Source organism: Stenotrophomonas sp. S4, assembly GCF_054187805.2.
The window spans coordinates 4592627-4613359 of sequence record NZ_CM196188.1 but is presented as its reverse complement, the minus strand read 5'-3'; the positions used below and the strand labels follow the sequence as shown (position 1 = coordinate 4613359).

At 68.8% G+C, this 20733-nt stretch carries 16 protein-coding genes; 12 read left to right on the top strand and 4 right to left on the bottom strand.

What is annotated here, in order from left to right; translation table 11 throughout:
• Positions 1-6: 6 nt before the first annotated feature.
• The 9 genes from ACUZUJ_RS21490 (at position 7) to ACUZUJ_RS21450 (ending at position 9655) form a co-directional block, all read left to right on the top strand.
• Positions 7-1257 (top strand): NAD(P)/FAD-dependent oxidoreductase, encoded by a 1251-nt coding sequence (locus ACUZUJ_RS21490; RefSeq protein WP_458220321.1) that lies wholly within the window; start codon positions 7-9, stop codon positions 1255-1257.
• Positions 1245-1802: an ApeN family LolB-like membrane protein gene (locus tag ACUZUJ_RS21485; RefSeq protein ID WP_458220320.1), complete on the top strand. Its 558-nt coding sequence runs from the start codon at positions 1245-1247 to the stop codon at positions 1800-1802. The genes ACUZUJ_RS21490 and ACUZUJ_RS21485 overlap by 13 nt, the downstream gene beginning before the upstream one ends.
• A complete protein-coding gene (locus ACUZUJ_RS21480) occupies positions 1799-2983 on the top strand; it encodes a beta-ketoacyl-ACP synthase (protein WP_014038926.1) in 1185 nt (394 codons plus the stop codon). The genes ACUZUJ_RS21485 and ACUZUJ_RS21480 overlap by 4 nt, the downstream gene beginning before the upstream one ends.
• Entirely contained in the window at positions 2980-3435 is a 456-nt protein-coding gene (locus tag ACUZUJ_RS21475; protein ID WP_014038925.1) for a hotdog family protein, read from the top strand. The genes ACUZUJ_RS21480 and ACUZUJ_RS21475 overlap by 4 nt, the downstream gene beginning before the upstream one ends.
• Entirely contained in the window at positions 3432-4163 is a 732-nt protein-coding gene (locus ACUZUJ_RS21470; RefSeq protein WP_458220319.1) for a 3-ketoacyl-ACP reductase FabG2, read from the top strand. Before ACUZUJ_RS21475 ends, ACUZUJ_RS21470 begins: the two co-directional genes overlap by 4 nt.
• A complete protein-coding gene (locus ACUZUJ_RS21465; protein ID WP_014038923.1) occupies positions 4163-5401 on the top strand; it encodes a beta-ketoacyl-ACP synthase in 1239 nt (412 codons plus the stop codon). The genes ACUZUJ_RS21470 and ACUZUJ_RS21465 overlap by 1 nt, the downstream gene beginning before the upstream one ends.
• A gap of 61 nt (positions 5402-5462) precedes the next feature.
• The gene (locus ACUZUJ_RS21460) at positions 5463-5903 is read left to right on the top strand and encodes a hypothetical protein (RefSeq protein WP_049447010.1); all 441 of its coding nucleotides are present in this window, start codon (positions 5463-5465) and stop codon (positions 5901-5903) included.
• 160 nt (positions 5904-6063) lie between these two features.
• A complete protein-coding gene (locus tag ACUZUJ_RS21455; RefSeq protein ID WP_014648833.1) occupies positions 6064-6324 on the top strand; it encodes a YcgL domain-containing protein in 261 nt (86 codons plus the stop codon).
• Complete coding sequence (locus ACUZUJ_RS21450; protein WP_049447016.1) at positions 6317-9655, top strand: ankyrin repeat domain-containing protein; 3339 nt, start codon at positions 6317-6319, stop codon at positions 9653-9655. Before ACUZUJ_RS21455 ends, ACUZUJ_RS21450 begins: the two co-directional genes overlap by 8 nt.
• 124 nt (positions 9656-9779) lie before the next feature.
• Here the strand turns inward: ACUZUJ_RS21450 and ACUZUJ_RS21445 are convergent, their stop codons facing one another.
• The gene (locus tag ACUZUJ_RS21445) at positions 9780-11558 is read right to left on the bottom strand and encodes a monovalent cation:proton antiporter-2 (CPA2) family protein (RefSeq protein ID WP_101766297.1); all 1779 of its coding nucleotides are present in this window, start codon (positions 11556-11558) and stop codon (positions 9780-9782) included.
• A 341-nt stretch (positions 11559-11899) separates the two neighbouring features.
• On the opposite strand from ACUZUJ_RS21445, the gene mgtE reads away from it, so the two are divergent.
• Positions 11900-13270: a magnesium transporter gene (mgtE, locus tag ACUZUJ_RS21440; RefSeq protein ID WP_014038917.1), complete on the top strand. Its 1371-nt coding sequence runs from the start codon at positions 11900-11902 to the stop codon at positions 13268-13270.
• Between the two features lie 133 nt (positions 13271-13403).
• Positions 13404-16130: a bifunctional acetate--CoA ligase family protein/GNAT family N-acetyltransferase gene (locus tag ACUZUJ_RS21435; RefSeq protein ID WP_458220318.1), complete on the top strand. Its 2727-nt coding sequence runs from the start codon at positions 13404-13406 to the stop codon at positions 16128-16130.
• Positions 16131-16154: 24 nt separating this feature from the next.
• On the opposite strand, the gene ACUZUJ_RS21430 is transcribed toward ACUZUJ_RS21435, so the two are convergent.
• The gene (locus ACUZUJ_RS21430; protein ID WP_014038915.1) at positions 16155-16535 is read right to left on the bottom strand and encodes a YbjQ family protein; all 381 of its coding nucleotides are present in this window, start codon (positions 16533-16535) and stop codon (positions 16155-16157) included.
• Positions 16536-16658: 123 nt separating this feature from the next.
• On the opposite strand from ACUZUJ_RS21430, the gene ACUZUJ_RS21425 reads away from it, so the two are divergent.
• Complete coding sequence (locus ACUZUJ_RS21425) at positions 16659-17372, top strand: alpha/beta fold hydrolase (protein ID WP_119006921.1); 714 nt, start codon at positions 16659-16661, stop codon at positions 17370-17372.
• A 91-nt stretch (positions 17373-17463) separates the two neighbouring features.
• Here ACUZUJ_RS21425 and dkgB read toward each other — a convergent pair whose 3' ends face one another.
• Both dkgB and ACUZUJ_RS21415 read right to left on the bottom strand, forming a co-directional pair.
• Positions 17464-18273 (bottom strand): 2,5-didehydrogluconate reductase DkgB, encoded by an 810-nt coding sequence (gene dkgB, locus ACUZUJ_RS21420; protein ID WP_458220317.1) that lies wholly within the window; start codon positions 18271-18273, stop codon positions 17464-17466.
• A 207-nt stretch (positions 18274-18480) separates the two neighbouring features.
• Complete coding sequence (locus tag ACUZUJ_RS21415; protein WP_458220316.1) at positions 18481-20601, bottom strand: methyl-accepting chemotaxis protein; 2121 nt, start codon at positions 20599-20601, stop codon at positions 18481-18483.
• Positions 20602-20733 lie beyond the last annotated feature (132 nt).

Below are 20733 nucleotides of genomic sequence, written 5' to 3'. Positions count from 1 at the left end.
GCACCGATGAATACTGCTGTGGATGCTGTCGAACGTACTGAAATCCTGATCATCGGTGCCGGCCCGGCCGGCTCCGTGGCTGCGGCGATGCTGCGCCAGCAGGGCCGCCAGGTGCTGATGCTGGAGCGCCAGCAGTTCCCGCGTTTCTCCATCGGTGAAAGCCTGCTGCCGCAGAGCATGGAGTACATCGAGGCTGCCGGCCTGTTGCAGGACGTGGTCGAAGCGGGCTTCCAGCACAAGAACGGCGCGGCCTTCGTGCATGGCGAGGCGCGCACCGCGTTCGACTTCAGGAAGAAGTTCTCGCCGGGTTGGGGCACGACCTACCAGGTGCAGCGCGCCGACTTCGACAATGTGCTGGCGCGCGGCGCCGAACGCATGGGCACCACGCTGCGCTTCGGTGATGAAGTGCTGTCGGTCGAAGCGGGCGAGCAGCCGGCGGTGACCGTGCGCCGCCCGGACGGCAGCGAGTACCGCATCGAGGCCGATTTCATCCTCGATGCATCCGGTTTCGCGCGCTTGCTGCCGCGCCTGCTGCAGCTGGAATCGCCGTCCAACTTCCCGGTGCGCGGGGCCATCTTCTGCCACGTGCGCGACAACATTCCGGCGGAGGCGGACTTCGACCGCAACAAGATCCTGATCACCACCCATCCCGAGCACATCGACGTCTGGTACTGGACGATCCCGTTCTCCAACGGCTGCTGCTCGCTGGGCGTGGTCGCCGAGCCGTCGTTCTTCGAACGCTACGAGGGCGACGACCTGCAGAAGCTGCAGGCCATCGTCGGCGAGGACCCCAACCTGACCCGCCTGCTGGTCAACGCCGAATGGGCGGTGCTGCCGGTGCGCCGGATCACCGGTTACTCAGCCAATGTCAGTTCGCTGTGGGGCCCGGGCTACGCCCTGCTGGGCAATGCCGGCGAGTTCCTCGACCCGGTGTTCTCCTCCGGCGTCACCATCGCCTTCAAGTCCGCGCAGCTGGCGAGCGAGTGCCTGGCGCGCCGCTATGCCGGCGAAACCGTCGACTGGGAAACCGAGTTCTCGATCCCGCTGCGCGCCGGCGTGAAGACCTTCCGCCGCTTCGTCGAAAGCTGGTACGAAGGCGGTTTCCAGAAGATCATCTACCACCCGCAGCAGCAGCCTGAAGTGCGCGACATGATCAGCTCCATCCTGGCCGGCTACGCCTGGGACACCAACAACCCGTACGTGGCCGATGAAAGCGGCCGCCGCATGCGCGTGCTGGAGCAGCTGTGCAGCGCGTGATCGCCCGTACTGCAGCGCTGTTGCTGTGCCTGCTGCTGGCCGCCTGTGCCGGCCGCATGCCGAAGCCGCAGGTGGAACTGCCGCCGCTGCGCCTGTCGCCGGCCAGCCTGCCGGCGCCGCTGGCACTGCAGCAGCAGCTGCATTTCCGCTTCGGCACGCATGTGCGCGACCTGGATGCTCTGCTGGAAGCCGATGCGCAGCAGGTGCAGCTGGCGGTGCAGGCGATGGGCCAGACCGGCGTGCGCCTGCAATGGGACGGCCAGCAGCTGACCCAGCAGCGCGCGCCGTGGCTGCCGCCGCAGGTGCGCGCCGAGCGCGTGCTGGATGACCTGCAGTTCGCGCTGTGGCCGACCGCGGCCATTGCCGCTGCGTTGCCGGCCGGTTGGCAGGTCAGCGATGACGGTCACCAGCGCAGCCTGTCGCGCGACGGCACGGTGTGGCTGCAGCTGCAGCGCCTGGACGATGGCAGCGTGCAGCTGGACAACCGCGCCGAAGGCTACGCCCTGCGCATCGAATCGATCGACATGGCCGGGCCGGACCGATGAGCGCACCGATCTACCTGAACGACCTGGGCGTGGTCTGTGCGCTTGGTGATGGCCGCGCCGCTGTGACGTCGGCCATGTTCGCCGACGCGCCGGGCGGTCTCACTGACAACGACAGCCTGTTGCCGGGACGCACCCTGGCGCTGGGAGAAGTACGCACGCCACTGCCAACGCTGGATGACCTGCCGGTGGCCCTGCGCGGGCGCAACAACGCGCTGCTGGACGTGGCACTGGCGCAGATCGCACCGGCCGTGGCCGCCGCGATCGCCCGCCATGGCGCCGAGCGCGTGGCGGTGGTGCTGGGGACCAGCACCTCGGGCATCGGTGAATCCGAGCAGGCCCTGCGCAGCCACGCCGAACAGGGCCAGTGGCCGCAGGGCTTCGACTACGCCCAGCAGGAAATGGGCACTGCCGCGCAGTTCGTGCGCCAGCGCAGTGGCGCGCAGGGGCCGGCATGGACGCTGTCCACCGCCTGCTCGTCCAGCGCCAAGGCGCTGATGTCGGCCGCGCGCATGCTGCGCGCCGGCATCGTCGATGCGGTGATCGCCGGTGGCGCCGATTCGCTGTGCCGCTTCACCGTGGCCGGCTTCAGCGCGCTGGAATCGGTATCGGCGCTGCGCTGCAATCCGTTCTCGCAGCATCGCGCCGGCATCAACATCGGCGAGGGTGCCGCGTTGTTCCTGCTCACCCGCGAACCCGGTCCGGTGTGCCTGGCCGGGTGGGGCGAATCGGCCGACGCGCACCACATGTCCGCCCCGGACCCGCAGGGGCTGGGCGCCATCGATGCCCTGCAGCAGGCGTTGCTGCGTGCCGGATGGGCCGCCGACGAAGTGGACTACGTGAACCTGCATGGCACTGCTACCGGCCACAACGATGCGATGGAAAGCCTGGCGGTCTCGCAGGTGCTGGGCAACGGCGTGCCGGCCAGTTCAACCAAGCCGTTGACCGGCCATACGCTGGGCGCCTCGGGTGCGATCGAGGCGGCGCTGTGCTGGATCCTGCTGGCCGAGAACCCGCAGCAGCAGCTGCCGCCGCACTGGTGGGACGGCGTGGCCGATCCCGCGTTGCCGGTGCTGCCGCTGGTGGCCCCGGCCACCCGCCTGGCGCAGCCGCCGCGACGGGTGCTGAGCAATTCGTTCGCCTTCGGCGGCAGCAATGCCGTGCTGGCGCTGGAGCGTCGATGAACACGCTGTACGCGATCGAGGACGTGGTGCCGCACCGCCAGGACATGTGCCTGCTGGAGCGCATCACGCAGTGGGACCAGGACGCCATCGAGGCCGAACTGGTGGTGCCCGGGGCCGGCCTGTTCGTCGAGGATGGCCAGGTGCCGGCCTGGGTCGGCATCGAATACATGGCACAGGCCATCGCGGCCTGGGCCGGCTGCCGCGCACGCGCCGCCGGCAGGCCGCCGCAGCTGGGCTTCCTGCTCGGCAGCCGCCGCTACAGCAGCCTGCGCAGCAGCTTCCCCAGCGGTTCGCGGCTGCGCGTACAGGCGCGCTGCGAGCTGTTGGGTGACAATGGATTGGGGATGTTCGCCTGCCGCATCCTGGCAGGCGAGGAAGAATGGGCGACAGCCAACGTGTCGGTGTTCGAACCGGCCGACGCGATGGCCTATCTGGAGAGTGGACAGGCATGACAGGGAATCGAAGCGTGCTGGTGACCGGCGCCAGCCGGGGCATCGGCCGGGCCATCGCGCTGCGCATCGCGCGCGACGGCTTCGACGTGGTGGTGCATTGCCGCAGCCGCGTGGAAGAGGCGCAGGCGGTGGTGGCCGAGATCCAGGCACTGGGCCAGCAGGCCCGCGTGCTGATGTTCGACGTGGCCGACCGCGAGGCCGCACGCGCCGCGCTGGAGGCCGATGTTGACGCGCATGGCGCGTACTACGGCGTGGTCTGCAACGCCGGCATCGCCCGCGATGGCGCCTTCCCGGCGCTGTCGGCGGAGGATTGGGACCAGGTCATCCACACCAACCTGGATGGCTTCTACAACGTGCTGCATCCGCTGATCATGCCGATGGTGCGGCGGCGCAAGCCGGGCCGCATCGTCACCCTGTCGTCGGTGTCCGGGCTGGCCGGCAACCGCGGGCAGGTCAACTACAGCGCCGCCAAGGCCGGCATCATCGGTGCCACCAAGGCGCTGGCGCTGGAACTGGCCAGCCGCCAGATCACCGTGAACTGCGTGGCCCCGGGCCTGATCGAGACCGAAATGCTCAACGACGAAGTGGTTGAACACGCGCTCAAGCTGATTCCTGCCGGCCGCGTCGGTCGTCCCGACGAAGTGGCGGCGACGGTGGCGTTCCTGCTGTCCGAACCGGCCGGCTACATCACCCGCCAGGTGATTTCGGTGAACGGGGGCATGCTCTGATGGCCGCCGATCGTCGCGTGGTGGTCACCGGTGCCGCCGCCATCAGCCCGCTCGGCCACGACTGGCCGACCATCGAGGCGCACCTGCGCAGCTGCCGCAATGCGGTGCGCGCGATGCCCGAGTGGGATGTCTATGCCGGGCTGAACACCAAGCTGGCCGCGCCGGCGCAGGATTTCGAGCTGCCGCCGAACTACAACCGCAAGACCACCCGCTCGATGGGCAAGGTCGCGATCATGTCGGTGCGCGCCACCGAAGTGGCGCTGCGCGAAGCTGGCCTGCACGAGCACCCGGTGCTGCGCAGTGGCCGTACCGGCGTGGCCTACGGCTCGTCCTCGGGCAGCCACGAGGCCACGGGTGAATTCGGGCGCATGCTCAACGAGTTCACCACCGAAGGCATCAGTGCCACCACCTACCTGAAGATGATGAGCCACACCGCGCCGGTCAACATCGGCGTGTTCTTCGGCCTGTCCGGGCGCGTCTACACCACCTCCAGCGCCTGCACGTCGGGCAGCCAGGGCGTGGGCGCGGCCTATGAGGCCATCCGCAGCGGCAAGCAGACGGTGATGGTGGCCGGCGGTGCCGAGCAGCTCGATGCCACCGCCGCGGCGGTGTTCGACACCCTGTTCGCCACCAGCGTGCGCAACGATGCGCCGCAGACCACCCCGCGCCCGTTCGACGCCGGCCGTGATGGCCTGGTGCTGGGCGAGGGCGCCTGCACGCTGATCCTGGAGGACCTGGAGCACGCGCAGGCGCGTGGCGCCACCATCCTGGCCGAGGTGGTCGGCTACGGCACCAACAGCGATGGCCAGCACGTCACCCAGCCCAGCGCCGACACCATGGCCCAGGCGATGCGCCTGGCGCTGGAGGATGCCGGCCTGGACGCGGCGCAGATCGACTACGTCAACGCCCACGGCACCGCTACCGACCACGGTGACATCGCCGAGACCCAGGCGACCGCGCAGGTGTTCGGCAACCGCGTGCCGATCAGCTCGCTGAAGAGCTACGTCGGCCACATGCTGGGTGCCTGTGGTGCGTTCGAGGCCTGGCTGAGCATCCAGATGATGCGCGCCGGCTGGTTCGCGCCGACCCTGAACCTGGCCGAGGTCGATCCGCGCTGCGGCCAGCTCGACTTCATCACCGGACAGGGCCGCGAACTGCAGGCCGAGTACGTGATGAGCAACAACTTCGCCTTCGGCGGCATCAACACCTCGCTGGTGTTCCGCCGCTGGAGCGAGTGATCCACCGCCCCACCGCACCGTTTCCGCTATCCACCCGCACCCTCGACAAGGAGATGTTCCGATGCGCCGCACCCTGATGATCGCCACGGCCACCGCGCTGCTGGCCCTGACCTCCACCGCCTCCGCCCGCGATACCCGCGTCGAGCAGTCCCTGCAGGAGCTGATCAGCTCGCAGGCTGCCAAGGACGCCGGCATCGACGGCAGCGTGCGCTTTTATCTGGCCGGACAGCCGGTGAGCGTGCAGCAGCGCCTGGGCGAAGACGTGACCAACAAGAAGACCAACGCCGCCAACAAGAGCGACGCCGAGGCCTGCCGCTGGGTTGCGCTGTCGGCGCTGCGCGCGCTGCAGGACGGCGCCAGGTCGCGCGGCGCCAACGCCGTGGTCGACATCGTCAGCTACTACAAGAAGAACGAGTTCAAGAGCAGCACCAATTACGAGTGCTACGCCGGCACCATCCTCGCCGGTGTCGCGCTGAAGGGCACCTACGCCAAGGTCAAGTAAGCGCCCGTGTGGCGGCGGCGTTGGCTGAACGTCGCCGCCACATTGCTGAACCCCGCAGGGGAAACGCCGCCGATCGCGCCGCCATCGTCGGCTGACGGCTTTCCCCGGTGTCGGCTTTCCGACACAATCATGGCTCTTCCCGGGTTATCGTCCCGCGGACATGCACGCCTACGTCTATAAAAGCCAACTCAAGCCGGACACCTACGTCTACGTTCCCCGACGCGATGATTTCAGCGCGCTGCCTGCGCCGCTGCTCACCTCGCTGGGTACGCTTGCCTTCGTCCTGGAGGTTGCCCTGGATGCCCAGCGCCGCCTGGCCCAGGCCGATCCCGAAAAGGTCCGCAGCGAAATGAGCGAACGCGGGTTCTACCTGCAGGTGCCGCCGTCGGTGGCCAGCCTGATGCCGCGACACTATGACTGACACCTCCCGACCGCGCGCCCTGTCGATCGCCTTCGCCGTGGGTGCCGTGCTGGCGCTGGGCGCCGCCGTGGGCGGTGTGCCGGGTGCCATCCTTGCCGCACTGGCGCAGCCGGCGTTTGCGCTGGGTGTGTCGTGGTGGCGTCGCAGCCGTGCGCTGCTGCCGCTGAAGGTGGTCGCACGCCAGGACCTGCCCGCGCTGCTGGCATTGTGGGCGGCCGCGCCGCTGTTGCTGGCGCTGCTGCTGGCCTGGCCGCTGGCGGCACTGCGTGACAGCGGCAGCCTGGCGGCAGTGCTGGGCCTGAGCGTGCTGGTCAGCGCCGGCCTGCTGGCGGCCTGGCGCACCTGGCCGTTGTGGAACGATGTCGAGCGCCTCGATGGCAGCCTTGCCCAGCACTGGCAGGCGCTGGCCGGGCGCGACCTGACCGCCTGGCGTGGCCTCGGCGTGGCTGCGTTGGTGATCGCACTGGCCGCACTGGTGGTGCTGCCGGCCTGGCCGGGCCTGTTGCCGGAAAGTGCACGCTGGCCCGCCGCACTGGCGGTCGTGCTGCTGTCGCCGGTGTTGCACCTGCTGCTGCAGCGGGTGGCGCCCGCGCCGCTGGTGTCGCTGCGTCCCAGCCCGTTCGCAGCGGCCAGCAGCGAACAGGAACCGATGTTCCCCGCTGCGGCCGAAACCGCGCCGCTGGAGGCGATGGCGCCGCAGGAACTGACACCGGCGCTGTATGAAGCCGCGCGCCAGGGCCGCATCGACCGGGGCCTGCAGCTGCTGCAGGCCGGTGCCGATCCGTATGCGCTGCCGGACCCGAACTGGCGTGACCAGCGCAGCCTGGCGGTGCTGGCCGCGGTGCTGCCGGACCTGCGCCTGCTGCGCGAACTGATTGCCCGCGGCGTCGATGTGAATGCGCCGCACCGGGGCATGACCCCGCTGCTGGCCGCGACCCGCGACAGCTGGCATGGCCGCCCCGAAGCGGTGATGACCCTGCTCGCCAACGGCGCCGATTCGCGCGCCACCGACAGTGATGGCAACACCCCGCTGCACCATGCCGCACGCAGTTCCGACCCGGGCGTGGCCGCGCTGCTGCGCGATGCCGCCGCTGAAGTCGATGCGCTGAACCGCGAGGGCTGGTCGCCGCTGGCGGTGGCCTGCCAGGTCGGCAACTGGCGCCTGGCCCGCTTCCTGCTCGAACGCGGTGCACGCAGCGAACCGGCCGAAGGCACCCCAGTGCTGCTGGCCGCTGCCGCCACCGAGGACGACGATCCGGCTGGCGTGCAGCTGCTGCTCAAGCACAAGGCACGGGCCGATGCGCGTGATCGCCAGCGCCGCAGTGCGTTGCACGAGGCGGCCCTGGCCGGCCACGTGGAGATCATCGGCGTGCTGCTCGGCGCGGGTGCCAATCTGGAAGCGCGCGATGCACTGGGGCGCACGCCATGGCTGGAAGCGGCCCGTGCCGGTCGTGCCGCCGTGGTCGAGCACCTGCTGCCGCACAAGCCGGACCTGGTCGCGGTGGACGGCGAAGGCCGCAATGCGGTGCAGCTGGCAGCGATGGCCGAGGATGTCTCGCCGCTGCTGATCAAGCGCCTGGTCGAGCTGGGCATCGCCGCCGATGCGGCTGATCCGGTCGGCCGCCGCGCGGTGGACTACGCCGCTGAAGCCGGCCGCTGGGCGATCGTCGCCCTGCTGGACCCGTCCTATCCGTTGCCGGCCGCCGTCAGTGATGGCCTGGCCGAGCGCGGCGAAGCCGCCAGCGCCAGCGGCCTGCTGCCGGACCGTCCGCCGCTGACCCTGCTGCGCGAAGCACTGGGCTTCGGCAACACCGAAGGCATGACCGCGCTGGCCAGGTTGTGCCAGCCGGAAGAACTGGGCGGCCTGCTGCTCGATCCGGAGCTGGCACTGGAGCCGCGCGCGGTCGATTGGCTGCTGGGCCACGGCGCCGATCCCTATGTGCGTGACGCCTGCGCCGACACGCCGATGTTCGCGCTGCTGTCGCGCGGCATCGATGCGGTGCCAGCGCTGCAGGTGATGCTGCAGCGTGGCCTGTCGCCGGCGGGCCGTGGCGGCCTGGCGCGCTTCCTTGCCGCCTGTGCACAGCACGACCAGGCCGCCCGTGGCCTGGAGCAGCTGGCGCTGGAACTGCTGGAGCGTGGCGCCGATCCATTCGCCGCCTCGCCGGCGGGTGACCCGCCGTTGTCGCTGGCAGTGCGCCTGGGCTGGCTCCGCCTGCAGCAGGCCCTGCTGAAGGCCGGCGTCGATCGCGAAGCGCGCGACAGCCACGGCATGACCGCCTTGCATCTGGCCACCGCGCTGGCCCGCGAAGGTGCACTGAAGCTGCTGGTGCAGCACGGTGCCTCGCCGGAAGCCCGTGCCGCCGACGGCCAGACGCCGCTGGGCGTAGCGTTGTCGATCGGTCGCCGTGACCTGGCCGACTGGCTGGACTGGCGGGTGTGGCCGTTGCCGCGCCGTACCCTGCGCGAGGCCGATCTGCCGGCCGCCGCGATGGCCGGTGATGTGGACGCCGTGCGCCGCCTGATCGATCTGGGGTTCGCCGTCGACGCGGTCGATGCACAGGGCTGCACCGCGCTGCTGCGTGCGGCCGGTGGTGGCCATCTGGCGGTGACCGACCTGCTGCTGGCGCGTGGCGCCGATCCGCAGCACGCCGCGGCCAGTGGTGCGACGCCGCTGTCGGCGGCGGTCAGCATGCGCCAGGTGGATATCGTGTCGGCCCTGCTCGATGCCGGCGCCAAGCTGGAACACCGCCTGCCGGGTGGGGTGACCGTGCTGATGCTGGCCTCGGCGCTGGGCCTGCCGGACATCGTCGCGCGCCTGCTCACTGCGGGTGCCGACGTGCATGCCGGTGACGCGCAGCAGCTGGGGCCGCTGCATTGCGCTGCCCTGTACGGCTTCAGTGCGCGCGACCGCTCGCGCCTGCTGGCCCTGCTCGACACCCTGCTGCTGGCCGGTGCCGAACCGGACCAGGCCGCTGCCGGTTCGGTCACGCCGCTGCTGCTGCTGCTGGGCGCACGCGCCGAGCCGGGTACCGCCTGCGACGAGCAGGTGGTGATGGCGGCGGTAGAGCGCCTGCTGGATGAGGACGTCAGCCTGGACGTGCGCGATCCGCGCGGCTTCGGCCCGCTGCATCTGGCCGCGCTGCATGGATTGCCGCTGCTGGTGCAGCGCCTGCTGCGCGCCGGTGCCGATCCGGAAGTGCGCGACAGCCTCAACCGCAGCCCGCGCGAGATCGCAGTGATGCGCGGCTTCATCGACGTCGCTGGCGAGTTCGAACCGCGCGTGCCAGGTGTTTCGTCGATGGCGCGGTTCCTGCGCGACAACGGCTGAGAGGCCGGGGTCGGATCCCTTTCCAACGGAAAGGGCTCTGACCCCAATATCGCGCCATCCACGCATGGCGTGGATCTACTGCCGGAATCCGCAGCGGGTGGGTGCCGACCGTTGGTCGGCACGCCTACTCGCCGTCGCTCTCCGCGTCGGCCTCGAACAGGTGCATCAGGTCGTTGCGTGCATCGCGCGAGGTCTGGATCACCGCGGCCTCGTCGTCGTACACCAGGTACTGGTCGCGCAGCAGTTGTTCGTCATGCTCGCGGAAGCGCTGCACATGGCGCTCGGCCACGTCCGGTGCCACGCCCAGCGCGGTCAGCACGCGCCCGCTCATCTCCAGGCTGGTGCCGAACACTTCGCGGAACGGCTCGGCCGACATGTCCATCAGGCGCCACGCATGCTGGCGGTTGCGTGCACGCGCCAGCACCTTCGCGTCCGGGTACAGCCGGCGTACCATGCGCACCGCGCGCAGGTTGGTCTCCGGGTCATCCACGGTGATCACGAACACATCGATGTGTTCACCGCCCGCAGCGCGCAGCATCTCCGGCCGGGTCGGGTCGCCGTAGTACAGCTGGTTGCCGAAGCGGCGCAGGTCGGCCACGGTGTCCGGGTTCGCCTCCAGCGCGACGAACGGCACCTTCTGCGCGGTCAGCAGGCGTGCAATTACCTGGCCGAAGCGTCCCATGCCGGCGATCAGCACCTTGGGCCGGTTGTCCGGCGCCACCTTGTCGGCCTCGGCCGCCTGGCGCGGTGCGGCCTTTTCCTGGCCGAGCAACCTGAGCAGCGCGATCATCAGCAGCGGCGTGATCGCCATCGACAGGCCGACGATCGCCACCAGCCGGTCGTGGTTGGCGTTGCCCAGCAGGTGCGCGCGCTGCGCTTCGTTGAACACCACGAAGGCGAATTCGCCGCCCAGCCAGAGCACGCTGCCCAGCAGCAGCGACTGCCGTGAACTGAGTTTGGCGATACGCCCGATTGCGTACAGCAGGCCGAACTTGACCACCAGCAGGATCGCCACGCCGGCCGCGATCAGCCACGGCTCGGCCGCGATGCGGTCGAGGTCGATGCCCATGCCGACCGCGATGAAGAACAGGCCCAGCAGCAGGCCCTTGAACGGCTCGATCTGCGCTTCCAGTTCGTGCCGGAACTCCGAATCGGACAGCAGCACGCCGGCCAGGAACGCGCCCAGGCTGGGGCTGAGGCCGGCTTCCTGCATGAACCAGGCGGTGCCGAGCACCACCAGCAGGGCGGTGGCGGTGAACACTTCCGGGCTGCGGGTGCGCGCGATGATGCTGAACACCTTGCGCAGCACCGGTCGCCCGCACAGGATCACCAGTGCCAGCGCGCCCAGCGCCACCATCGCATCCTCGATGCGCAGGGTCTCGTTCTTCACCCCGCCCAGCAGCGGGATGGCCGCCAACAGTGGGATCGCGATCAGGTCCTGGAACAGCAGGATGGCAAAGCCCAGCCGGCCATGGTCGCTGTTGATCGCCTTGTGCTCGGACAGCAGCTGCAGGCCGACCGCGGTGGACGACAGCGCCAGTGCAACGCCCACCACCAGTGCGCTCTTCCACTGGAAATGGTCGAGCAGCAGCAGGCCGCCCAGCACCAGCCCGGACAGCGCCACCTGCGCCGCACCGGCACCGAACACCGAGCGCCGCATCACCTTCAGGCGCGCCGGCGACAGTTCCAGGCCGATCACGAACAGCAGCATCACCACGCCGATCTCGGCGGCGCCGAGGATGCGGTCGGCGTCCTGCACGAAGCCCAGTCCGTCCGGGCCCAGCACCACGCCGGCCGCCAGGTAGCCCAGTACCGCGCCGAAGCCGAACTTCTTGAACACCGGCACGGCGATGACCGCCGCCAGCAGCAGCACCAGGGCCAGTTCCAGACCACCGCTATGCATGGGAATACCTGGTCATCGGGGGAGCCCGCTGCGCGTCCGTTCGGGTGGGGAAGGGCGTGGCGAGCGCCACCACGACATTATGCGCGCCGGTCTGTGTACGCACGAGAACAACCGGCCGGGCTTCGGCGCGGGGCGGCCGGGTTGACCTGCATGGCCCACGGGTCCAGACTGCCCGCCGCTGGCGGCGCGTCCGTCGGCATACGCATCCCGGAGTCCCCAACCCATGTCCAGCGACAGTAGAAGTCGACCTCGTTCGACGCCAGCGATGGCCACCGCCTGACATCGGGACGGTTTGCCTGCGTTGGCGTTGCGCGAGGTCGCACCCCCACAAGGCAAAACCGATGAACCAGAAGCAATTGCTGCGCCCGGTGGCCGATGCCGCCGCACTGGCCGCACCGCTGGCGAACTACAACACCGCTGACGCGGTGGAATTCCTCAACACGCTGGAACTGACCCGCGCCGCGGAAACGCTGGCTGCGCTGCCGTTGCCGCGTGCAGTGAAAATGCTCGAAGCGCCGGAGCTGCACCGCAGCGGTGAGCTGGTGGCCGCGCTGCCACCGGCGCGGGCTGCGGCTCTGCTGGGCCTGATGGCCGACGACCGCGCCACCGACATCGTCCACGAGCTGGACGAAGAAGAGCGCGCGCGGCTGATCCCACTGCTGGGCACCGACGCCCGCCAGGCCATCCAGAAGCTGCTCAGCTACCCGCCGAACACGGCCGGTGCGCTGATGACCACCGAGTACGTGGCGGTGCCTGCCAGCTGGACCGTGGCGCAGACCCTGCAGCACATCCGCCAGGTCGAGCGCACCCGCGAGACGGTGTACGCGATCTACGTGCTGGAGCCGGCCAGCCAGCAGCTGCAGCAGGTGGTGACCATGCGCCGGCTGATCACCGGCCTGCCCGAGGAATCGATCCTGGACGTGGCCCAGGTCAATCCGCCGGTGACGGTGGATGCGCTGATGGACCAGGAAGAAGTGGCACGGCTGATCCGCCGCCACGACCTGCTGGCGATCCCCGTGGTCGACGCGCAGCAGCAGATGCTCGGTATCGTCACCGTGGACGACGTGCTCGATGCGCTGATCGAGGAATCCACCGAGGACGCGCACAAGTTCGGCGGCATGGAAGCGCTGGACAAGCCGTACATGCAGATCGGCTTCTTCGAGATGCTGCGCAAGCGCGCCGGCTGGCTGAGCGTGCTGTTCCTGGGCGAGATGCTGACCGCCAGCGCGATGCAGCACTACGAAGACGAACTGGCACGCGCGGTGGTGCTGACCCTGTTCATCCCGCTGATCATGAGCTCGGGCGGCAACTCTGGCTCGCAGGCCACCTCGCTGCTGATCCGCAGCCTGGCGCTGCGCGAACTGCGCCTGCGCGACTGGTGGAAGGTGGCCCTGCGCGAGATCCCGACCGGCATGGTGCTGGGCGCGATCCTTGGCTGCCTGGCCATCGTGCGTATCGTGATCTGGCAGCTGGGCGGCCTGCACGACTACGGCGAGCACTGGATCCTGCTGGCGATCACCATCGGTGCGGCGCTGGTCGGCATCGTCACCTTCGGTTCGCTGTCCGGCTCGATGCTGCCCTTCATCCTGAAGCGGCTCGGCTTCGATCCAGCCAGCGCCTCGGCCCCGTTCGTAGCCACCCTGGTGGACGTGACCGGCCTGGTGATCTACTTCAGCATCGCCGCGATGATCCTGCACGGCACGCTGCTGTAAGCCGGAACCACCGTGCTCCGGTAGGTGCCGACCTTGGTCGGCACGCAGAACAAAAAGGGGACGGAGGGGATTAAGTCGTTTGTGCACAAACGACTTAATCCCCTCCGTCCCCTTTTTTGGGTACCGTAGGCGCATGAGTACCTACCACCTGCAGTCCGTGTTCCGTCCTCAGTCGGTCGCGGTGATCGGCGGCAGCCCGCGCGAGCGCTCGGCCGGGCGTGCGGTGATGCGCAACCTGCGCGGTACCGGCTTCCCCGGCAAGGTGGCGTGGATCAATCCGCGGCATGCCGAGATCGATGGCATCCGCACGGTCAAGCGGCTGAAGGACCTGGACTGGGTGCCCGACCTGGTGGTGATCACCGCACCGGCGGCGATCGTGCCGCAGGTGGTGCGCACTGCCGCCGAACGTGGCGTGCAGGCGGCGATCATCCTCACCGCGCACCTGGGCGAAGGCCCGGATTCGCCGTCGGCACAGGTGGAAGCGGTGGCCCGCAAGCATGGCCTGCGCATCCTCGGCCCGCACTGCCTGGGCGTGATCGCACCGCATGCACGGCTCAATGCCAGCATCGCCGCACATTTTCCGCAGGCCGGCGACCTCGCCCTGATCTCCGAATCCTCCGCCATTGCCGCCGCGCTGGTGGAATGGGGCGTGGCACGCTCGGTCGGCTTCTCCGCCGTGGTCTCGCTGGGCGACACGATGGACGTCGACTTCGGCGATCTGCTCGACTACTTCGCCACCGACTACCGCACCCGCGCCATCCTGCTCTATGTCGAGCAGATCAAGGACGCGCGCAAATTCATGTCGGCCGCGCGTGCCGCCGCCCGCGCCAAGCCGGTGGTGGTGGTGAAGTCTGGCCGCGCCGAGCGCGTGCAGCCGGGCAGCCGCGATACCCATGTGCAGGCCCTCGCCCGCGCCGATGATGTGTACGGTGCAGCGTTCAACCGCGCCGGCCTGCTGCGCGTCAGCGCGCTGGACGAACTGTTCACTGCTGCCGAATCACTGGGCCGGTTGGGGACCTTCCCCGGTCGCCGCCTGGCCATCCTCAGCAATGGTGGCGGTGTCGGTCGCCTTGCCGTGGACCAGCTGATCGCATTGCGTGGCACGCTGGCCAACCTGTCCGACAGCACCATCGAGAAACTCGACGCGGTGCTGCCACAGGGCTGGTCGCGCAGCAATCCGGTCGACATCGTGGTCGACGCCGATGGTGACCGCTATGCCGCGGCCATCGAGGCGCTGCTGGCCGACAACGAGAACGACGCGGTGATGGTGGTGAACGTGCCGACCGCGTTCACCTCATCGGCGGACGCCGCGCAGGCGCTCACCCGCACGCTCGGCCTGCGCCCGCGCCATCATCGCGACAAGCCGGTGTTCGCGGTGTGGCTGGGCAACGATGACCAGGCCACTGCCACGCTCAACGCGGCGCGGGTGCCGACCTATCCGACCGAGGCCGAAGCCGTACGTGGCTTCCAGCACCTGGTGCGCTACCGCGAAGCGCAGAACGCGTTGATGGAAACGCCGCCCAGCCTGCCGCAGGACTTCAGCGTCGACACGGCCGCCGCGCGCACGCTGGTCGATGCCGCACTGGCCAACGGCCAGCAGTGGCTGGACCCGCTGGCCACGCATGAACTGCTCAAGGCCTATGGCATTCCCTCCGCGCCGGTGATGCACGCGCGTGATGCGCACGAGGCGATGGACCTGGCGCAACCGCTGCTGGAGCGCGGTGCCACGGTCGCGCTGAAGATTCTCTCGCCGGATATTCCGCACAAGTCGGAAGTGGATGGTGTGCGCCTCAACCTGTCCACGCTGCCGGCGGTGCAGAGCGCGGCCAACGCGATCCTGTCGCGTGCGCGCCAGCTGCGGCCGGATGCGCGCATCGACGGCCTGCTGGTGCAGCCGACCATCGTGCGTCCGAAGGCGCGTGAGCTGATCGTCGGCATTGCCGATGACGCAACGTTCGGCCCGGTGATCGTGGTCGGTCGTGGCGGTACCGCGGTCGAAGTGATCAACGACAAGGCGCTGGCGCTGCCACCGCTGGACCTGCGCCTGGCCCACGAGCTGATCGGCCAGACGCGTGCCTCGCGCATCCTGAAGGCCTACGGTGATGTGCCCGCCGCCGACGAGCGTGCACTGGCACTGGCGCTGGTCAAGCTGGCACAGCTGGCCGCCGACATTCCCGAAGTGCGCACGCTGGACATCAATCCGCTGCTGGTCGACGGCAAGGGCATCCTTGCCCTCGACGCGCGCGTGGCGGTGGCGCCGTCGCGCATCCTACACAAGGGCCGCGGCCACCCGCGTTTCTCGGTGTTCCCATACCCGAAGGAGTGGGAGCGCACCATCGAACTGTCCGATGGCGGCCGTGCCTTCGTGCGCCCGGTGCGGCCGGAGGACGACGCATTGTTCCGCGCGTTCTTCGCTCGTGTCAGCGACGAGGACCTGCGCCTGCGCTTCTTCCAGTCGGTGAAGCACTTCAGCCACGAGTTCATCGCGCGCCTGACCCAGCTCGACTACGCACGCTCGATCGCGCTGGTGGCGATCGAACCGCGCAGTGGCGAAATGCTGGGCGCGGTACGCCTGCACGCCGATGCCGATTACCACCGTGGCGAGTACGGCATCCTGATCCGCTCGGACCTGAAGGGCCACGGCATCGGCTGGCGGTTGATGGCGATCATGATCGAGTACGCCAAGTGGCTGGGCCTGGACGTGGTCGAAGGCCAGGTGCTGCGCGAGAACAGCACCATGCTGGCGATGTGCCAGAGCCTGGGCTTCAAGACGAAGCTGGACCCGGACGATCCGACGGTGATGATAGTGACCCTGCCGGTGCAGCAGGTCGAGGTGCCCGACGTGCCGCCGGCGGCGTGATCCGCGCTCGACGATGCACCGGTCTCACCGCATCGGTTCCACCACCACCGCCGTGCCATAGCACAGCACCTCGGTCAGCCCGGTCATCACATCGGTGGCGTCGTAGCGCATGCCGATGATCGCGTTGGCACCCAGCTGCCGCGCGTGCTTGACCATGTCGCGGTAGGTCTCCTCGCGGGCCTGTTCGCACAGCTCGGTGTAGATGGTGATGTTGCCACCGAAGAGCGTCTGGATGCCGCCCAGGAAGTTGCCGACGATCGAACGCGAGCGCACGGTGATGCCACGCACCACGCCGAGGTTGCGCACGACGCGATGGCCGGGCAGCTCGAAGGCGGTGGTGACCAGCGCATCGTCGAAGCGCAGTGCCGGCGGGGAAGGGGTGCCGCTGTTGTAGGGGTCTGCCATGGTCGCGTCCGTGTCGCTGCCTTCTGTAGAGTCGAGCCATGCTCGACTGGCTGTGCTCGACTCTACAACGCAATCGCCCGTTGCGGCATGGTTCCGTCACCCCGCTGGCGCGACAATAGCCCCATGACCGACCGTATCCCCCTGTTGCTGCTGCCCGGCCTGCTCAACGATGCCGAGCTGTGGCGCGCGCAGCTGGCCGACCTGGCCGATATCGCCGACTGCACCGTAGGCGACCAGACCCGAGGTGAGACCCTGCAGGCGGTGGCCGAGGACGTGCTGGCGCAGGCACCGGAGCGCTTTGCGCTGGCCGGCTTCTCGCTGGGTGGCTTCGTGGCCCAGCAGATCCTGCGCATCGCGCCGGAGCGGGTACTGCAGCTGGCGCTGATCGACACCTCGATCCACGCCGACTCACCCGAGCGCGCCGAGCAGCGCCGCAGCCAGCGCGCCAGCGTGCGCCTGCCGGGGAAATTCCACGGCTTCGGTGATGTGCTGATGCGCAGCTACATCGATGCTTCGCGGCTGGACGACTACGTGCTGGTACAGCGCGTGCGCGACATGACCGCGCGGTTGGGCGCTGAAGTGTTCCTGCGCCAGAGCGCGCTGGAGCGCCGCGATGGCCATGACGTGCTGGCCGGTTACCGCGATCCGCTGCTGATCGTGTGCGGCGCGAACGATCGCATCACGCCGCTGGCGGTGAGCGAGGAGATGCACGCGATGGTGCCGCACTCGCAGCTGGTGGTGGTGCCCGACTGCGGGCACCTGGCACCGATGGAGAAGCCGGACGAGGTCAGTGCGGCGATGCGTGGGTGGTTGCTGCAAGGCGATAGGCAGCCCTGACTCTGGTAGGTGCCGACCTTGGTCGGCACGGTGTTTCATCGATCGATCCGACGTCTGCGCCGACCAAGGCAGTTGCGTGCCGTCGTTGGAATCAATCCCAGGCCGGGGCAATTCCTTCGGGGTTGGCCAGGCGATGGCCGCGATCCAGCTTGGCGATCTGTGCCATGTCTTCGTCGGTCAGGCGGATCGCTGCCGCTTCCAGGTTGCTCGACAGGTTCTCGCGCCTGGTCGACGACGGGATCACCGAGAAGCCCTGCTGCAACGCCCACGCCAGTGCGATCTGCGCCGGGGTGGCCTGGTGCCGGCCGGCAATGGCCTGGATCACCGGGTCCTTGATCACTTCGCCATAGGCCAGGCTCATGTAGGCGGTGATATGGATGCCGTTGTCCTGCAGGAACTTCACCAGCAGGCGGTTCTGCAGGTACGGGTGGATCTCGATCTGGTTGGTGGCGATGGCGTCGGCACCGAGGATGCCGATCGCCTTGCGGATCTGCGCGATGGTGAAGTTCGAGATGCCGATCTCACGGGTCAGGCCCTGTGCCTTGGCTTCGGCCAGTGCGGTCAGGTACTCCTCCATCGGCACGTCGACCTTGTCGTTCGGCGACGGCCAGTGGATCAGCGCCAGGTCCACCTGGTCGGTGCGGAGCTTTTCCAGGCTGGTGCGCAGGCTGGCCAGCAGCGCATCGCGCTTGAACGCGGTGATCCAGACCTTGGTGGTCAGGTAGATCTCACCGCGTGGCACGCCGGAGTCGGCGATGGCCTGGCCGACTTCGGCTTCGTTGCCGTAGATCTGCGCGGTATCGATGGCGCGGTAGCCGACCTCCAGCGCGTTGCGCACGGAGTCGATCACGGTCTGGTCTTTCAGGCGGAAGGTGCCGAGACCGAAGGCGGGGACAGTCATGGGGGGCTCCAGCAGAGGGGGAGGGAGGCGGGAATATCCGGCAAAGGGTAGGCCAGTGACCGCGTGCATGCCGGCAACGGTGCATTGCATCACCGTGTATGACCGCGAGGCCGCTGCCAGCCAGCGACCGGCACGGCCCCTATGGTGGGTGCGGACCGTTGGTCCGCACGGATTCTGCTGCCGGCCGCTGGCCGGCAACCGCATCAATCAGGCCGCGCGTGCCAGCCCGCCCTTCGCCGCCGCCGTGGTCGACAGATCGAACACGTCCACCGCATCGATCAACCGGTTCGCCTGCTGCTCCAGGCTGCGCGCGGCGGCGCTGGCCTCTTCCACCAGCGCGGCGTTCTGCTGGGTGGTGCCGTCCATCTGGATCACGGTCTGGCTGACCTGTTCGATGCCCGCGCTCTGCTCCTGCGAGGCTGCGGAGATCTCGGCCATGATGTCGGTCACGCGCTGCACCGATGCAACGATCTCGGCCATGGTGTCGCCGGCCTCGCGCACGCGCTGCGCGCCATGGCCGACCTGTTCCACCGAGGCTTCGATCAGTGACTTGATCTCCTTCGCGGCCGCCGCCGAGCGCTGCGCCAGTGTGCGCACTTCGCTGGCGACCACCGCGAAGCCGCGGCCCTGTTCACCGGCGCGCGCCGCCTCCACCGCGGCATTCAGCGCCAGGATGTTGGTCTGGAACGCGATGCCATCGATCACGCTGATGATCTCGGCGATCTGCCGCGACGAGGTTTCGACCGCGCCCATCGTTGCCACTACCTGGCCGACCACGCTGCCACCGTGCGAGGCGACCGTATGCGCGCCGATTGCCAGCTGGTTGGCCTGGCGCGCATGTTCGGCGTTCTGGCGCACGGTGGAGGTCAGTTCCTCCATCGACGCCGCCGTCTCTTCCAGGTTGGCGGCCTGCTGTTCGGTGCGGCGCGACAGGTCATTGTTGCCGGCGGCGATCTCCGCCGCAGCGGTGTGGATGTTGCCGGAGGCGTGCTTGATGTCGGTGACGATGGTCGCCAGCTGCGCGGCGGTGGTATTGGCATCGCCGGCAATACGCGCGAACACGCCCTGGAAATCCCCATCCATGCGCGCGCCGAGACGGCCATCGGCGATGGCGCGCAGCATGCTGGAGACCTCGCCCAGGTTCAGCTCGGTGGTCTGCATCAGGCGGTTCAGGCCCTCGACCATCGCGCGGAAATCATGCTCGAAGCGGGCACTGTCACCACGCTGGCTGAAGTCACCGGCGGCCGCCGCTTCGGCCAGGCGGCGGATTTCGCCGTTGATCGCACCGAGGTTGTGCTTGACCGCATCCAGCGCTTCGGTGATCACCGCCTTCTCGCCGGGCAGGCGCTCCATGTCCTGGCTGAGGTCGCCGACGGCATAGCGGCCCATGATCGAGATCGCGCGCATCTTGACCTGGATGTGCGCGTCGACCAGCGTGTTGCAGTCGGCCACCATGGTGCCAAACGCGCCGGGGAACGCAGCGGCGTCCATGCGATGGCTGATGGTGCCGGCTTCGTGCGCCTGCGCCATCGCGGTCTGTGCATCCAGCACGCCGCGCAGCGTGGATTGCACCGCCTGCATGGCCTGCGCGAGGCGACCGATCTCATCGCGGCTGCGCACCTGTACTACGTGCTGCAGGTCACCGGCGGCCACTGCGCGCGCCGCCGCTTCCACTGCCAGTACCGGCTGCACCACCGCACGCCGCAGCCACCAGGCCAAGCCCATCAGCAGTAGTACCGCGGCCAGCACGGTCAGTGCCGCGCACAGCAGCAGGGTCTGCCGCGCCTGGTGCGAGCGTGCCGCCAGCGCCGCTTCGGCCACCTGCGTGGCGTGCGTGCTCAGGGCGTCCAGTGCCGCCGCCACCGGACGATCCTTGCCCCGCACGAGGGTGTCGCCGGCGGCGGGATCGTAGCTGGCCTCGGCAAACGCCTGCAGCGCCGCGTGATAGTCCTGCTGCAACTGTGCGTGCAGGCCGATGAACGCCTGTGCCAGTTCACGCGTGCGCGCGTCCGGGCTGGTCACCAGGCCCTTGGCCAGTTGCTCGACCAGATGGCCTTCGCTGTCGAAGACCTCCAGGTGGCGCTGACGCAACGCGTCGTCGTGGCCGCGCAGCAGCACGTTCTTCCATTCCTGCACCTGGCCGCGGAACTCACGCTGCAGGCGTTCGGCATCGCGGCTGTGCGCGACTTCGGGCGGAACCTCGGTGGACAACTTCAACCAGGCGGAGGCCAGGCCCGCCAAAGCGCACAGCAGGACCACGGCCAGACCAACAGAAACCGCGCCGAGCAGCTTGGACTGCAGGCGCGGAGCACGGACAGACGCATTCATGGGGAAGAACTCTCGGGAAGGGGCACTGCGGTATCGACCCGTCGCACACACACTGAAGTGCGACGCGCATCACATTCGCGTTTCGTTTAGTGATGTGAAGAAACTATTTCATAGGACAAATGTGTCCATATG

Excerpts from the sequence above, each read along its gene's own strand:
- ACUZUJ_RS21490 (WP_458220321.1), top strand. The coding sequence starts at position 7 with ATGAATACTGCTGTGGATGCTGTCGAACGTACTGAAATCCTGATCATC.
- ACUZUJ_RS21480 (WP_014038926.1), top strand. The coding sequence starts at position 1,799 with ATGAGCGCACCGATCTACCTGAACGACCTGGGCGTGGTCTGTGCGCTT.
- ACUZUJ_RS21475 (WP_014038925.1), top strand. The coding sequence starts at position 2,980 with ATGAACACGCTGTACGCGATCGAGGACGTGGTGCCGCACCGCCAGGAC.
- ACUZUJ_RS21470 (WP_458220319.1), top strand. The coding sequence starts at position 3,432 with ATGACAGGGAATCGAAGCGTGCTGGTGACCGGCGCCAGCCGGGGCATC.
- ACUZUJ_RS21465 (WP_014038923.1), top strand. The coding sequence starts at position 4,163 with ATGGCCGCCGATCGTCGCGTGGTGGTCACCGGTGCCGCCGCCATCAGC.
- ACUZUJ_RS21460 (WP_049447010.1), top strand. The coding sequence starts at position 5,463 with ATGCGCCGCACCCTGATGATCGCCACGGCCACCGCGCTGCTGGCCCTG.
- ACUZUJ_RS21455 (WP_014648833.1), top strand. The coding sequence starts at position 6,064 with ATGCACGCCTACGTCTATAAAAGCCAACTCAAGCCGGACACCTACGTC.
- ACUZUJ_RS21450 (WP_049447016.1), top strand. The coding sequence starts at position 6,317 with ATGACTGACACCTCCCGACCGCGCGCCCTGTCGATCGCCTTCGCCGTG.
- ACUZUJ_RS21445 (WP_101766297.1), bottom strand. The coding sequence starts at position 11,558 with ATGCATAGCGGTGGTCTGGAACTGGCCCTGGTGCTGCTGCTGGCGGCG.
- mgtE (WP_014038917.1), top strand. The coding sequence starts at position 11,900 with ATGAACCAGAAGCAATTGCTGCGCCCGGTGGCCGATGCCGCCGCACTG.
- ACUZUJ_RS21435 (WP_458220318.1), top strand. The coding sequence starts at position 13,404 with ATGAGTACCTACCACCTGCAGTCCGTGTTCCGTCCTCAGTCGGTCGCG.
- ACUZUJ_RS21430 (WP_014038915.1), bottom strand. The coding sequence starts at position 16,535 with ATGGCAGACCCCTACAACAGCGGCACCCCTTCCCCGCCGGCACTGCGC.
- ACUZUJ_RS21425 (WP_119006921.1), top strand. The coding sequence starts at position 16,659 with ATGACCGACCGTATCCCCCTGTTGCTGCTGCCCGGCCTGCTCAACGAT.
- dkgB (WP_458220317.1), bottom strand. The coding sequence starts at position 18,273 with ATGACTGTCCCCGCCTTCGGTCTCGGCACCTTCCGCCTGAAAGACCAG.
- ACUZUJ_RS21415 (WP_458220316.1), bottom strand. The coding sequence starts at position 20,601 with ATGAATGCGTCTGTCCGTGCTCCGCGCCTGCAGTCCAAGCTGCTCGGC.